Annotated in this window: 15 protein-coding genes; 9 read left to right on the top strand and 6 right to left on the bottom strand. The window is 68.3% G+C overall.

Annotated elements, in window-relative coordinates; genetic code table 11:
* Window positions 1–106 precede the first annotated feature (106 nt).
* Window positions 107–649, top strand: a complete 543-nt coding sequence (locus JK358_RS33645; RefSeq protein WP_201955632.1) for a YaeQ family protein — start codon at window positions 107–109, stop codon at window positions 647–649.
* A gap of 4 nt (window positions 650–653) precedes the next feature.
* Here JK358_RS33645 and JK358_RS33640 read toward each other — a convergent pair whose 3' ends face one another.
* Window positions 654–1,391 carry a glutamine amidotransferase gene (locus tag JK358_RS33640; RefSeq protein ID WP_201955629.1) on the bottom strand — a complete coding sequence of 246 codons (738 nt, stop codon included), beginning with the start codon at window positions 1,389–1,391 and terminating at the stop codon, window positions 654–656.
* A 186-nt stretch (window positions 1,392–1,577) separates the two neighbouring features.
* On the opposite strand from JK358_RS33640, the gene JK358_RS33635 reads away from it, so the two are divergent.
* The 5 genes from JK358_RS33635 to JK358_RS33615 all read left to right on the top strand — a co-directional run bounded on the left by JK358_RS33635 (window position 1,578) and on the right by JK358_RS33615 (window position 6,094).
* A complete protein-coding gene (locus tag JK358_RS33635; RefSeq protein WP_201955626.1) occupies window positions 1,578–3,701 on the top strand; it encodes a TRAP transporter permease in 2,124 nt (707 codons plus the stop codon).
* 1 nt (window position 3,702) lies between these two features.
* Window positions 3,703–4,692 (top strand): TAXI family TRAP transporter solute-binding subunit, encoded by a 990-nt coding sequence (locus JK358_RS33630; protein ID WP_201955624.1) that lies wholly within the window; start codon window positions 3,703–3,705, stop codon window positions 4,690–4,692.
* Between the two features lie 30 nt (window positions 4,693–4,722).
* Window positions 4,723–5,157 (top strand): T6SS immunity protein Tdi1 domain-containing protein, encoded by a 435-nt coding sequence (locus tag JK358_RS33625; RefSeq protein WP_201955622.1) that lies wholly within the window; start codon window positions 4,723–4,725, stop codon window positions 5,155–5,157.
* Between the two features lie 33 nt (window positions 5,158–5,190).
* Window positions 5,191–5,589 (top strand): ankyrin repeat domain-containing protein, encoded by a 399-nt coding sequence (locus tag JK358_RS33620; protein ID WP_201955620.1) that lies wholly within the window; start codon window positions 5,191–5,193, stop codon window positions 5,587–5,589.
* A 91-nt stretch (window positions 5,590–5,680) separates the two neighbouring features.
* Window positions 5,681–6,094, top strand: coding sequence for a nitroreductase/quinone reductase family protein (locus JK358_RS33615; RefSeq protein ID WP_201955618.1), 414 nt, complete (start codon window positions 5,681–5,683; stop codon window positions 6,092–6,094).
* Between the two features lie 117 nt (window positions 6,095–6,211).
* On the opposite strand, the gene JK358_RS33610 is transcribed toward JK358_RS33615, so the two are convergent.
* Both JK358_RS33610 and JK358_RS33605 read right to left on the bottom strand, forming a co-directional pair.
* Window positions 6,212–7,165, bottom strand: coding sequence for a polyprenyl synthetase family protein (locus JK358_RS33610; RefSeq protein WP_307817871.1), 954 nt, complete (start codon window positions 7,163–7,165; stop codon window positions 6,212–6,214).
* Between the two features lie 352 nt (window positions 7,166–7,517).
* The gene (locus JK358_RS33605) at window positions 7,518–8,498 is read right to left on the bottom strand and encodes a terpene synthase family protein (protein ID WP_201955607.1); all 981 of its coding nucleotides are present in this window, start codon (window positions 8,496–8,498) and stop codon (window positions 7,518–7,520) included.
* A 105-nt stretch (window positions 8,499–8,603) separates the two neighbouring features.
* Here JK358_RS33605 and JK358_RS33600 point away from each other — a divergent pair, with 105 nt between their 5' ends.
* A complete protein-coding gene (locus tag JK358_RS33600; protein ID WP_201955605.1) occupies window positions 8,604–9,050 on the top strand; it encodes a nuclear transport factor 2 family protein in 447 nt (148 codons plus the stop codon).
* Here the strand turns inward: JK358_RS33600 and JK358_RS33595 are convergent.
* The 3 genes from JK358_RS33595 to JK358_RS33585 form a co-directional block, all read right to left on the bottom strand.
* Window positions 9,011–9,316, bottom strand: coding sequence for a hypothetical protein (locus JK358_RS33595; protein WP_201955604.1), 306 nt, complete (start codon window positions 9,314–9,316; stop codon window positions 9,011–9,013). The genes JK358_RS33600 and JK358_RS33595 overlap by 40 nt on opposite strands.
* A gap of 369 nt (window positions 9,317–9,685) precedes the next feature.
* Window positions 9,686–10,249 (bottom strand): hypothetical protein, encoded by a 564-nt coding sequence (locus JK358_RS33590; protein WP_307817870.1) that lies wholly within the window; start codon window positions 10,247–10,249, stop codon window positions 9,686–9,688.
* Window positions 10,250–10,326: 77 nt separating this feature from the next.
* Window positions 10,327–11,208, bottom strand: a complete 882-nt coding sequence (locus JK358_RS33585; RefSeq protein WP_201955601.1) for a TIGR03621 family F420-dependent LLM class oxidoreductase — start codon at window positions 11,206–11,208, stop codon at window positions 10,327–10,329.
* A 179-nt stretch (window positions 11,209–11,387) separates the two neighbouring features.
* On the opposite strand from JK358_RS33585, the gene JK358_RS33580 reads away from it, so the two are divergent.
* Together JK358_RS33580 and JK358_RS33575 are read left to right on the top strand one after the other, a co-directional pair.
* Window positions 11,388–12,605 (top strand): sigma-54-dependent transcriptional regulator family protein, encoded by a 1,218-nt coding sequence (locus JK358_RS33580; RefSeq protein ID WP_201955598.1) that lies wholly within the window; start codon window positions 11,388–11,390, stop codon window positions 12,603–12,605.
* Between the two features lie 108 nt (window positions 12,606–12,713).
* On the top strand, window positions 12,714–12,995 hold a 282-nt coding region (locus JK358_RS33575), incomplete at its 3' end, for an aldehyde dehydrogenase family protein (protein WP_201955595.1).

The raw sequence follows: 12,995 nt of genomic DNA, 5'->3' as shown, positions 1-12,995 counted from the left end.
CAACGTGATCACGCTAAGCGACCGCGGCCCCGCGTGTGCCCGATTCGGGATTCATCGTGACCGTGCCGAACGGCCCTTCCTGATCAGGCACTATGCTTCTGGACCCATGGCTCTCAGCGCGACACTGCATACCTTCACGGTCAACCTCGCGGACGTCGACCGTGGCGTCTACGAGGAGCTGGAGCTGCGGGTGGCACGGCATCCGTCGGAGAACGACGAGTTCATGCTGACCCGGGTGCTGGCCTACTGCCTGGAGTACGAGGAGGGCATCGCCTTCAGCGAGGGCGGCGTGTCCTCCACCGACGAACCCGCCGTCCTCGTGCGCGACCTCACCACACGGATCACCGCCTGGATCGAGGTCGGCGCGCCCGACGCTGATCGCGTGCACCGGGGCATGAAACTGGCGGGGCGCGCGGCGGTCTACACCCACCGTGATCCGGTGAAGGTGCTGGCGCAGCTGGGCGGCAAGAAGATTCATCGCGCCGAGGACATTCCGGTCTACAGCTTCGACCGGGACTTCATCGACGCGGCCGTGGGCGCGCTGGAGCGGCGCAACACCATGACCGTCTCGGTGACCGAGCGTGAGCTGTACCTCGAGCTCAACGGCGTCGGCCTGAGCGCGCCCATCGCGGAGCACCGCATCCGATAGCGCCTCAGTCCGCGCAGTACCGGGCGATGAAGCGCCGCAGGATCTCCGCGGGCACGGGCACCGACTCCCGGTGGCCGAGCGCGATCAGGGATTCGGCTTCGGCGGGATCGAAATACCCTGCGTGCCGGTAGATTTCGATGCGCAGCGCGAGGCCGTCGCCGTCCAGCTCGGGATGGAACTGGGTGGCGTACAGATTCTGCCCGACGCGCACCATCTGCACCGGGCAGCCGCCGGAGGAGGCCAGCAGCACCGCGCCCGGCGGCACCTCCTGGCACGCCTCCTTGTGCCCGACAAAGGCCCGGAACGACGTCGGAAGCCCCCGCAGCAGTGCGTCCGCACCGGCGGCGGGCGTCAGTTCGATGGTCTGCGCGCCCGGCGGCTCGCTGTAGCGGGCCTCGCCGACCTTGCCGCCCAGCACATCCGCCAGGATGCCCAGGCCGTAGCAGGCGCCCAGATACGGGAAGTCCCGCTCCACGATCTCGCCCAGCAGTTCCCGCAGCGGGGGTTCGAAGCGGCGCTGGTAGTCGTACTTGCGCTCCTCGGGATTGCTCACATTGCTGGGCCCGCCGCCGACGATGACGGCGGAGAACTCGTCGAGGTCGATATGCGGGAACTGTTGATTCATCTGGATGCGCACCACGCGGTCCGGGCCGAGCGCTCCGGCGCGCAGTACGGCGTGATATTCGTCGTCCGCGGCCGCGCGCTCGGGGCGCAACTGCAGCAGCAGGCAGGGCTTGGGCATGGCACCGATTGTGGGAGATACACCGGCCCGAATCGGGGATCTCGGCCGAATGTCCGGTATGGATCGGGCAATTCGGTGCACACCGAATCCCACTCCAGACCCATCGGTCCGGTGATACTGTGCCGCCAATCGGACGGGTGAGCAGGAGCGTACGGTGCGGTTGGGTGCAGGTGGGAGCGGGTGTCGATGACCACGGGTGCGCAGCAGCTACTTCCCACACCGGCCGAACTGGGCGTGGACGACGAGGAGCGGCCCGCGCGGCGGCTCTCCGGGCGGACCGAGAAGTTCGTGGCGCTGTGCGCCTTCGCGGACGCGATCCTGGTGCTGTGGCAGGTGTTTCGGCCGCTGCCGCAGGGCAGTCAGTACTACCTGGTCATCTTCCTGGCGGTGACGCTGCCGCTGATCTTCCTGAGCTACCGGTCGGGGTGGAAGTTCCTCGACCGGGTGGACGGTCCCGCGCCGGTGGACTGGGCGCTGGCCGCGCTCGCACTGGTGGTGTGCCTGTATCCGGTGCTGCCGGTGCGCATCGGCGGCGCGGGCGGCGGCTACGACGCCTTCCTGGATCGGCAGGGGCTGCTGGAACCGGCCGATGTCGTGATGGGCGCGATCCTGCTGCTGCTCATCCTGGAAGCCTGCCGGCGCACCACCGGGTGGGTGCTGCCGCTGGTGTGCGCGCTGTTCCTGGCCTACGGGTACTACGGCGGGCTGCTGCCGCAGCACTGGTCCATCGCGCATCTGGGCCTGGACTTCTCGCAGATCGTCGACGCGCTCTACAACTCCGGCAGCGGGTTCTACGGCACGCCGCTGGACGTCACCGCGAGCTATATCGTGCTGTTCACCATCTACGGCGCGGTGCTCGAATTCTCCGGCGCGGCACGGTTCTTCGTGGATCTGTCGGTGGCGGTGTTCCGGCGCTCGCCCAGCGCGGCGGGGCGCACGGCGGTGACCTCCGGTTTCCTGCTGGGCACGGTGTCGGGGTCGGGAACCGCGACGGCGGTGAGCACAGGGGCGGTTACCTGGCCCATTCTGAAGCGCGCCGGATATCGCCCGGAGCAGGCGGGCGGCATGCTCGCGGCGGCGGGCGTGGGCGCGATCCTGTCACCGCCGACGCTGGGTGTGGCGGCCTTCATCGTGGCCGAGTACCTGGAGGTTTCGTATCTCACCGTGCTGGCGTGGGCGACCATTCCGACGCTGCTGTACTACCTGGGCATCCTGCTGTCGGTGGAGATCGACGCCCGGCGCTTCCATTCGGCGGCGGCAGCGGCCGAGAGCCCGGCGGACACCGAGGCACTCGGCGAGGTCGTTCCGGCGTGGAAACTGCTGCTGCGCTTCGGCTATCACTTCCTGTCGCTGATCGTCATCGTCGTGCTGATGGTGCTCGGCATGAGCGCGCCCCGGGCCGTGGTGTACGCGACCGCGCTCGCCTTCCTGCTCGCCGTCGCCGATCGTGCCGTGCGGCAGCGGAATTCACCGGGCACGCCGTCGAATCGGGTGCGCGAGTTCCTCGTCGAGGGATTCACCGCACTGTCCTCGGGCATCCGCTCGGCGCTGCCGGTGGTCGCGGTGTGCGCGGCGGCCGGGACGATCACCTCCATGACCACCAAGACCGGGCTCGGCGCGGAGGTGGCCTCGCTGCTGGTGAAGGTCGGCGAGGCGGTCTCCGACAATCCGACGGTGGTGCTGGTGTGCACCATCGTGCTTGCGGCGGTGGCGCTTTCACTGCTCGGCCTGGCGATTCCGGTTACGGCGTCGTTCGTCATCGGCTGGGCCATCATCGGCCCGGCGCTGCTCGGGCTCGGGGTGGCCAAACCGGCGGCGGCCATGTTCGTCTTCTACTTCTCGGTGCTGTCGGAGGTGACGCCGCCGACCGCGCTGGCGGCGGTGGGCGCGGCGGCGGTCACGGGCGCGAAACCCGTGCCCACCATGTGGCAGACGCTGCGCTACGCCCTGCCCGCCTTCCTGGTTCCGGTCGTCTTCGTGCTCACCGACTCCGGCGAACGGCTGCTGGCGCGCGGACCGTTCCTCGAAATCCTCACCACCACAGCGATTGTGGCGGTCGGCGTGACCGCGCTGGCCATGGCCACCGGCGGCTGGATCTTCGGCGTCGGACAGGCAGGACCGGCCGCGCGGGTGCTCGCGGGGCTGGCGGGCGCGGCGCTGCTGTATCCGAGCCCGATCACCGTCGGCGCGGGCGCGGCGCTGCTGCTGGCGGCCGCGATCACCACCCGGCTCACGCGGCGCGCGGATACCGATCCCCGTGCGGCACAGGACGTTCACCGGCACGGGTCGCCGGTCGACAAGGAGGTATGACATGAGGCGCTACGTCACCATCGCGGCGGCCGCCGCGCTCGCGGCGGGCCTGCTCACCGGATGCGGTGGCCGCCAGGACAGTTCGACCGCCGACAGCGGCGGCGAGGTCACCTGTGAGGTCACCCAGGACACCCGCATCGCCATCGCCACCGGCAATGCGACCGGCGTCTACTTCGCGCTCGGCAATGCCTACGCCGAGCAGATCACCGACGCCACCGGCGGCAAGGTCAAGGCCACGGCCGCCGAGACCGGCGCGTCGGTGCAGAACATCCAGCAGCTGGTGTCGGGCAGCTATCAGGTCGCGTTCTCGCTGGCCGACTCCGCCGCCGACGCCGCGCTGGGCACGGGCGGTTTCGAGGGCAAGCAGCCGGTGCGGGCGCTCTCGCGCATCTACACCAACTACACGCAGGTGATCGTGCGCGAGGGCTTGAACATCAACTCGGTCGCCGATCTGCGCGGGAAGCGCGTCTCCACCGGCTCCCCCAAATCCGGCACCGAGGTGATCGCCCAGCGGCTGCTGCGCGGCGCGGGCCTGGACCCGGACAGGGATATCGACGCCCAGCGCCTGGACCTGACCAAAACCGTCGACGGCATGAAGGACGGCTCCATCGACGCCCTGTTCTGGTCCGGCGGCCTGCCCACCCCCGGCATCACCGACCTGTTCACCACGGCCCGCGACAAGGTGCGCTTCCTCGACATCACCGATCTGCTCGACGAGATGCGCGCGGTGAACCCGGTCTACGAGGCGGGCGTCATCCCCGCCGCCACCTACGGCCTGCCCGCCGACGCCAAGACCATCGTGGTCCCCAATGTCCTGCTGGTGCGTGACGACCTGGACGCCAACCTGGCCTGTGTCCTGACCAAGGTCCTGTTCGACCGCAAACCCCAACTGGAGCAGGCGAATCCGGCGGCCAAGGGCATCGACCGCGCCAATGCCCGCAACACCTCGCCGGTCGATCTGCACCGCGGCAGCGAGAAGGCGCTGTCCTAGCCGTCCTGCCGCTCTGGTTGGATGAACCATGTGAGCAGCGTGCCCTTCAAACTGATCGGCCCCTCCGGCTTCGAGCAGGTGATGCCGGCCTGGGCCCCGCACTTTCCCCGGTTCGACACCGTCGTCGGCTACTCCGACCTGGGGCATGCCTTCCTCATGAGCACCCGCACCGGCGAATACGCCATCCTCGACCCGTACAGCCCCGGCGCCAAGACCTACGGACCCTTCGCCGAGATCACCGACTTCATCGACAAGGTCCTGTTCGACCCCGATGTCGTCACCTATGTCCTTGCACCCCAACATGTTTCGGACATCCGCACCCGGCTCGGGCCGCTGTCCGACGGTGAGGTCTACATCGCCACCCCCTACCCGTTCCTGGGCGGTTCGGAACACCCGGACTCCTACCACAAGGGCGGCGTCTGGGTCTTCTTCGACCTCGTCGCGCAGGCTCACGGCTTCGAGTGACGGGCCGCCCGCCGACCTGGTACCAATGAACGAATGAGCGCTGAAGATATCGACCCGCAGGTCCTCGAACTCGCCTCCAAGATCTTCGACATGGCCCGTGCGGGCGACGCGCAGGGGCTGGCCTCCTACATCGAAGCCGGTGTCCCGGTGAACCTGACCAACGACCGCGGCGACACCCTCCTCATGCTGTCCGCCTACTACGGCCACGCCGAGGCGGTCACCACCCTGCTCTCCCACGGCGCGGACCCCAACGGCGCGACGGGCAGCGGCCAGACCCCGTTGGCGGGGGCCGTCTTCCACGGTTCCGCCGACGTGGTGAAGGCTCTTCTCGCCGCGGGCGCCGACCTGGACGCGGGCGCGCCCTCGGCCCGTGAGTCGGCGGCCATGTTCGAGAAGACCGAGTGGCTCGACGCTCTGCAGAAGGAAGTCTGAACCCGGGTCTCCGACAAGTCCTCGCGGCACGGAATTTCTCGCCCAGCCGACCGGTTGGTGCGAGCGGTATCCGTGCGGCAGGACAGGTGAGATGAGCGCATTCAACGAGAACGTGATCGCGGAGTTCCGCGCCAACGGCGGCAAGGTCGGCGGACCCTTCGAAGGGCGCGACAACATGGTCGTGATCACCACGACCGGGGCCAGGTCCGGGCGGCAGATCACCAACCCGCTGGTGTTCCTCCCCGACGGTGAGCGCATCGTGCTCATCGCCTCCAACGGCGGCGCGGACAAGCATCCGGCCTGGTACCACAACCTGCGCGCCAACCCCGAGCTCGTCGTCGAGCTCGGCACCGAAACCTACCTGGGCAAGGCCGAATTCATCGACGAGCCGGAACGCGGCCGGCTCTACGACCGCATGGTCGAGATCATGCCGCAGTTCGACGGGTACCGCACCGGCACCACCCGGCAGATCCCGGTGGTCGCGGTCTACCGCCGCGACGCCTGACCCTACCCCCGCCGTCGCGGTCCGCACGCGCGGGAACCACACGAAACCCCAAGGTGTTCACTCGGTTCCGCGTGGATACCCGTGCCCGGCCACCACACTGTGGCCGGGCGCGGCTACTCATCGATCCCGGTGCGCTACCAGGTGGGCCAGGGCCGTCAGATCACCGGCGGCCAGGCCCGGGGGTAGAGCGTCCAGGGCCGCCCGTAGCGCGGTGGCCGCACGAACCACGGTGCGCTGGCGGCCGCCCGCCTCCTCGATGAGGTCGGCCGCGCGGGCTGCGCGGGCGGCCGTCATCGGCTGGCGGGCGTGGTAGAGGCGTGCCAGTTCGCGGCCCGGCCCGGTGCCCGACGCCAGGGCGCACACCACCGGGAAGGACTGTTTTCGGTGGATCAGGTCGCTGTGCGCGGGTTTTCCGGTGACGGCCGGGTCGCCCCAGATGTCGATGGCGTCGTCGACGAGCTGGAAGACCAGGCCCAGTTCGTTGCCGAAGGTGTGCATGGCCGACACCACCGCGTGGTCCGCCCCGGCGCACAGCGCGCCGAGTGCGCACGCACAGCCCAGCAGCGCACCGGTTTTCCCGGCCGCCATGGACAGGTACTCGTCCACACTGACCGAGGACCGCGTTTCGAAGGCGCAATCCTCGTACTGTCCCCGGCACAGCGTGACGGTTGCCCGCGCCAAGCGGATGACCGCCTCGGCGGTCACCTCCTCCGGCGCGCCGTCGGAGAGCACACCCAGAGCCAATGCCTGCAGGGCGTCACCCAGCAGGGTCGCATTGGTTTCGCCCCAGATTCGCCAGACCGTCGGTCTGCCGTGCCGGAACGGGTCGGCATCCATCACGTCGTCGTGCACCAGCGAAAAGTTGTGCAGCAGTTCGACAGCCGCCGCGGCGTGCACGGCCTGCTCCACGGTGCCGCCGCACGCGGTGCTCGCGGCGAAGGTGAGCGCGGGCCGTAATGCCTTGCCCTGCACGCCTTCTATCGGCTGACCGGTCGCGCTGCACCAGCCGAAATGGTAGCCCGCCATCCAGTCCAGCGGTTCGGCCAGCGAACCCACCGCGGCACGCAGCACCGGCTCGATCGCGATACGCGCGGCGGTGAGCTGTCTGCGTGCCGAGCGTTCGCCGGCCAGGGTTAACCCGGAATCTGCTGTGCGCGAATGATCGTCGGCGACCCCGGGTAACCCGGTGCCCGGTTTGTGGGCAAGCCCAGCGCGTTTGGTGCTCCGCAGCCGTTGTCCTACTGCATGTCTGATCGGATTCGAGGCTCGCATAATCGGTCCCACTCGCTCGAACACGGCCTCCCCAGCCACCCGGTGGCAGATGGGCGGCCATGCGTAGAAGGAATCTCATCCTCCCATCACAAGATGAATCCTCGGGGCTGCGCTGCGATCTCAGTTCGGCAACAGCCACCTCGAACCGGGATCAGGTGAGCGGAAGGCCGTGTTCCAGAGCTTCCACGGGAGCGCTGGTATAGCGCGCGGCCTGATAGTGGTAGTCATGATTGGCACGTACGTACAGTTGATAATTTCGGGCCGCGGCGAGGGCGTCGGCACGTTCACTCCCCGAGACCGCCGCGTCGGACAGTTCCTCCGGTAACCGTCCGATGGCCGCTATCATGCGCTCCACGCACTCGGTGAGCATGCCGTCGACGAGGGCGACGGCCTCCGAACGAGTGCGGCCGCCGTGGTATTCGGCCAGCAGCACGGCGTTGTAGAGATAGCCGGACGCTTCGTCGGAGGCCACCGAGAGCACATCGTTGAACAACCCCATGTGCTCGACCGCCGCTTCGCGCAGGGTGCGCAGGGCGGGCAGGTGGCGCACGGCGGGTACGAGATCCACCCCCTCGGCGATCTCGCTGATATCGAGAAAGACGTAGAGCGCCACGCCATCCCGGCGATGTGCGCGGTAGGTCTCCAGATCGGGCAGGTTGCCGGATAGTCGCCCCACGCTCTCGCTGTAGTAGGTCCACAGCCAGGCCCGGATCTCCGTCTCCACGGCGGCGCGCCAGCCCCGGGAGCGCCCCGCGCACAACCGCTTCCACACATCGGCGAAGGCGACCGCGAGCACGCCCCGGGGTGTGGCCCCCGGTTCGAAGACGTCGATCAACGCGGTGACCGCCGCCAGACAGCGCCGGGGGTCGGGGACCTCGATATCGAACTGATCGTCCACGATGAACGCCCAGGCGGTGTACTGGGTGAGCAGCGTGAGCTCCCCGGGGGCCGCGCGCGGACACCACAGGGCGTACATGCGCGCCGGCCGTGTGCGTTCCATGCGCCGCCGGGTGGGCGCGGAGGGCACGAGGTCGAAGGCCTCGAGCCAGGCCCACATACCGGCTTCCGCGTCGAGCTCGGCGGGATTGACGCCCTCGGCCTCGAAAGGCATGAAGAATTCGGTTGCACCCATCTATCGATCATGAATGATGGGCGACCGGTCTGGATGAGATCTCTTGCACCCTGGCATCTTTGGGAAAACACAAGATCAAACGCCAGGGCACCGTACGCTTCCCCCATGCTGTCCCTGCAGGAAATTTCCGACCGAATGGAAATCGAGGACCTCATGGTCCGCTACTCGCACGCGGTCGACACCCACCAGTGGCATCTGCTCGACGAGATATTCACCGAAGACGCGCACATCGACTACAGCGCCATGGGCGGCCCGGCCGGAGATCTGGCTTCCACCAAGGCGTTTCTGTCCTCGGTCATGCCCAACTTCTCCGCCTTCCAGCATCTGGTGAGCAACACGTCGATCCGGGTGGAGGGCGATCACGCGACCGCCCGCACCATGTGCCACAACCCGATGCTGGTGGCCGGGCCGGACGGAAAGCGCCAGCTCATGATGTGCGGTCTCTGGTACCACGACACCTTCGTACGCGTCGACGGCGACTGGCGCATCCACCAGCGGGTGGAGGAGAAGAGCTACATGTTCCTGGCCGCCGACGCGGTGCCGACCAGCTGATCGAACAGATCGCGGTAACCGCGCAGGGCCTGGCGCAGGGCCTCGGTGTCCGCGGACTCCCCACGCGACCAGCGCTGCGAGAGATCCTCACGACGCTGCGCGCAGCTCTGGGTCAACTGCTGAATGGTGTTGTCCACCAGCTGATCCGCCTTGGTGACCGCATCCTGCGGATCGTCGACGAACCGAGTCTGCACCTCGCGCCACTGATCGCGCAACCGGCCCATATCGGCCTCGGCCAACAGCCGGTCACCGCCGTTCCCGCCCATGTGCCCCGTGCCGCCAGGTCGCCCCGCGCCGCCGGAATGCACTGTGCCTTCGGAATGCGCTTGACCGCCGGAATGTACTGTGCGACCGCTGTATTCCGCATCGCCGGGGGTCGAGGTCCGCGGGTGTTCCGCGTCCCCGAGTGTCCGGGGCTGCGGCCGTTCCATTCGCTCGGTCATCGCCCGTTCGGATTCCATCCGGCCGTGCTCGGTTCCACTGCCTCGATCCATGTTCGCCGCCTGATCCATGGCCGACACCCGTTCCGCGTCGGTCGGGGTGACGCTGGTCCGGGGTGTTTCCGTATGCGCCGGTGAATGTGACTCTGCCGCATCCTTGTCGGAGCGTTTCCTGCCGATACTCATTTCCTTGCCTCACTTGTTGTGCGCGGTGTGCTGGGCGTGACGGCCGTTGAGGAGGTCCACGAACAGCGTCCGGTAGTGGACGATGGCGGACCGCATATCCTCCGTGGACGCCTCACCGCGTCCCGCCCGCCCGGCGATGTCGTGCGCCGTGCGGTACTGCTCGAGCGGTCGCGCGTGCTCCACCGAGAGGTCGGCCACCTGCTGGCGGTAGCTCTCGGTCGGATAGCCGCGATCGGCCATCACATTGACGAGCAGCCGATCGGCGGCATCCAGCGCACGCGCCGGATCGTCGATGAACTGCTCCTGCACCTGGGTCCACTGCGCCGTATAGCGCTGCCGCTCGTCCTCGGAGAGGTCGCGCAGCTGTAACTGCTGATGCCGCTTCTCCCGTTCCGCCAGTTCCTCTTCCGCGGCGCGCCGATTCTGCGCGTTCTGAACGGTCCGGTCGTATTCCGGCCCGAACCGATCCCGTAGCTTGCGGCTGCGCATCCGCGGCCGCAGCGCCAGCGCCGCCACGATCAGCAACGCGATCACCACCACCGCGATGATCGCGGTTATCACTGCACCCGACACTTGATCCTCCTCGCCGAGTCCGTCGTTGTATTGGCGTAATGCCTCGACAGCGCGGGACCAAACGCGACCGGACGGGTCTACTCGCCGTTCAACAACGCGATGAGCGGGGCGAACTTCTCCATATTGTGCTCGAGCACGGTGATGTAGTTGAACCCGAAGCGTTCTCGGCGCAGGCGCAGGGTGTCGGCCATCTGCTCGGGCGTGCCGAACAGCAGCACGGTGAGATCCTCGGGTTGTCCGGCGAAGCCCATCGGCAGGTTGTCGGCGATGTAGCCGACTGCGGCCTCGCGTTCCTCCGGGGCGGCCAAACCCTGGATGAGCAGGTTGAATTCGACCTTGTCGACGCGGGGGCCGAGCAGGTCGCGGACGTAGTCGGTCTTCTTAGCGGTGACGGTGTCGTCGGCGAGGGTGATGCGGCCGCTCTCCCCCGCACCGCCACCGGTGAACGCGATGATGTCGGCCTGCGCGGCGGCTAGGCGCAGGGCGCGTTCACCCCAGCCCGCGATGAGCAGCGGCGGACCGTCGGGGCGGGAAGGCCGGGGCTGATACTCCGGATCGGCGAACAGGCGACGCAGCGTGGCGACGGTCTCCTCGAGGTGCGCCACCCGCTGTCCCGGAGACGGGAAAGGCATTCCCGCGGCTTCGAATTCGGCCCGCACATAGCCGGAGCCGAGGCCGAGTTCGAACCGGCCGCCGGAGAGCTGATCGAATCCGGCCACGTCACGGGCGAGCAGGACCGGGTTGTAGAAGGGCGTATTGAGGACGAAGGTATTGAGCCGCGGGCGGGTGGTGACCTCGCCGGCCAGCATGAGCGCCGGGAACGGCGCGGGCAGGCCCAGATGGTCGGGAACGCCGATGACGTCGTAGCCGAGTTCCTCGGCGCGACGGCATTTCTCGATCCAGGCGGTTCGGGAGGTAGGGGCCAGGAGGTTCACACCGAAACGGAAGGGAAGCACCATTACCTCTGTCTACCAGTCGAATCCGGAAGGGCGGCGAGCGCGGCGGCGGAATCGGCGAACCCTGCGAAGGCAGCCGGCACGAATTGCCCCGGCCCGTGCGCCCCAATGCGCGGACGGGTCGTCGCGGTGCGCGCCATCATGGGAGGACGCGATTCGAGCCGCCGCGAGGAGTGTGCGCAATGACGAACGTGCCCGCCCGCTCGCAGCAGCGCGCCGAGCTGGAGAAGATGTGGGCGCGCTGGGCCAGCGGTTCATCGCGGCCGGTCGGGCCGGTTCCGGTGCTGCGCAATGAAGTCGTCGAATCCTGGGAGCGGTCGCTGCGCACGGTCGATCCGGCTCGCGCGGTCGCACCGGCGACCTCCCGCGACGAATGGGGTTCGCGCTGGGCCGAATCCCCGCTGCGCACGCCGGTGACCGAGCTCGCGGGCGAGTTGCGGGCGATCGCCGAGGACGCCGGAATGATCGCGGTCGTCACCGACGAGGCGGGCACCGTGCTGTTCAGCTGCGGTGACCGGGCGGTGCGGCGGCGGGCCGAATCGGTGAACCTCGCACCGGGCGGCTGCTGGGACGAACCGTATATGGGCACCAGCGGGGTGGCGCTGGCCCTGCACACCGGACGGCCCGCCTCGGTGTGGGCGGCCGAGCATCTGGTCGAGGCGCTGCACGGCTGGGTCTGCTACTGCGCGCCCATCCGGGCCGCCGACGGGCGACAGCTCGGGGTGCTGGATCTGTCGACCTACTGGGACCGCGCGCACCCGCTGATCCTCACCACGGTGCGGGCGCTGGTCACGGCCATCGAATCCCGTGTGCACGTCGGGCATTTCCGCACCGAAGCCCGAACCAGGCTCGAATGCCTCGGGGTGCCAAGGCTTTTCAAGGAGGGCAAGCCGGTGGCCATGCGGCCGCGGCAGCTGGAGATCCTCGCCCTGCTCGCGCTGGAACCCGACGGCTTCACCCCGGAGCGGCTACACGAAGCCGTCTACGGGGAACGCTCGGTGTCCTCGAGCACGCTCAAAGCCGATGTGTCGCGGCTGCGCCGGGCCACGGACGGGCAGATCGCCGACCGCCGGTACATGCTCACCGAACCCCTCGCCTGCGATGCCACGGAACTGCTCGCCGCCCTCGAGGCCGGTGACATCACGACGGCCGTGCGGCTGTATCGCGGGCCGCTGCTGCCCGATTCGGATACCCCGGGCATCGTGCAGTGGCGCGAGCATCTGGACGTGTGCCTGCGCACCGCGGTACTGGCCGATCACAATCCCGAACACGCGCTGCGGTTCGGGCAGCGGTGCCCGGACGATATCGAGATCCACGAGCACGCACTGCGACTGCTCGCACCCGGCGACAGCCGGCGCGGGCTCGCGACCGCCCGCCTGCACACCGCGCTACGTCAGTGAAGCGGCAACTTTTCACCAACCTCGCGCCAACCCGCCGCCAACCTCGCGCCAACCTTCCCGGTTCATAGTGACGCCCATCACTGAAGATTCGTGATCAGGAGCCGCGCCATGATCTACGCAAAACCCGGCACCGAGGGCAGTGTCGTCAGTTACTCGCGCCGCTATGACAACTTCATCGGCGGGGAGTGGAAAGCCCCGATAGAGGGCAGATACTTCGACAATCCCTCACCCGTCGACGGTGAAATCTTCTGCGAGGTAGCACGTTCCGGTGCTGCCGACATCGATATGGCGCTAGAGGCGGCACATCGGGCGGCCGACGCGTGGGGTGCCACGGCGGTGACCGAGCGTGCCAATATCCTCAACAGGATCGCCGACCGGATCGAGGAGAAC

Source organism: Nocardia acididurans, from assembly GCF_016741815.1.
Taxonomy (GTDB): Bacteria; Actinomycetota; Actinomycetes; order Mycobacteriales; family Mycobacteriaceae; genus Nocardia; species Nocardia acididurans.
The sequence above is the reverse complement of the archived record's forward strand: the minus strand, read 5'-3'. Positions and strand labels throughout refer to the sequence as shown.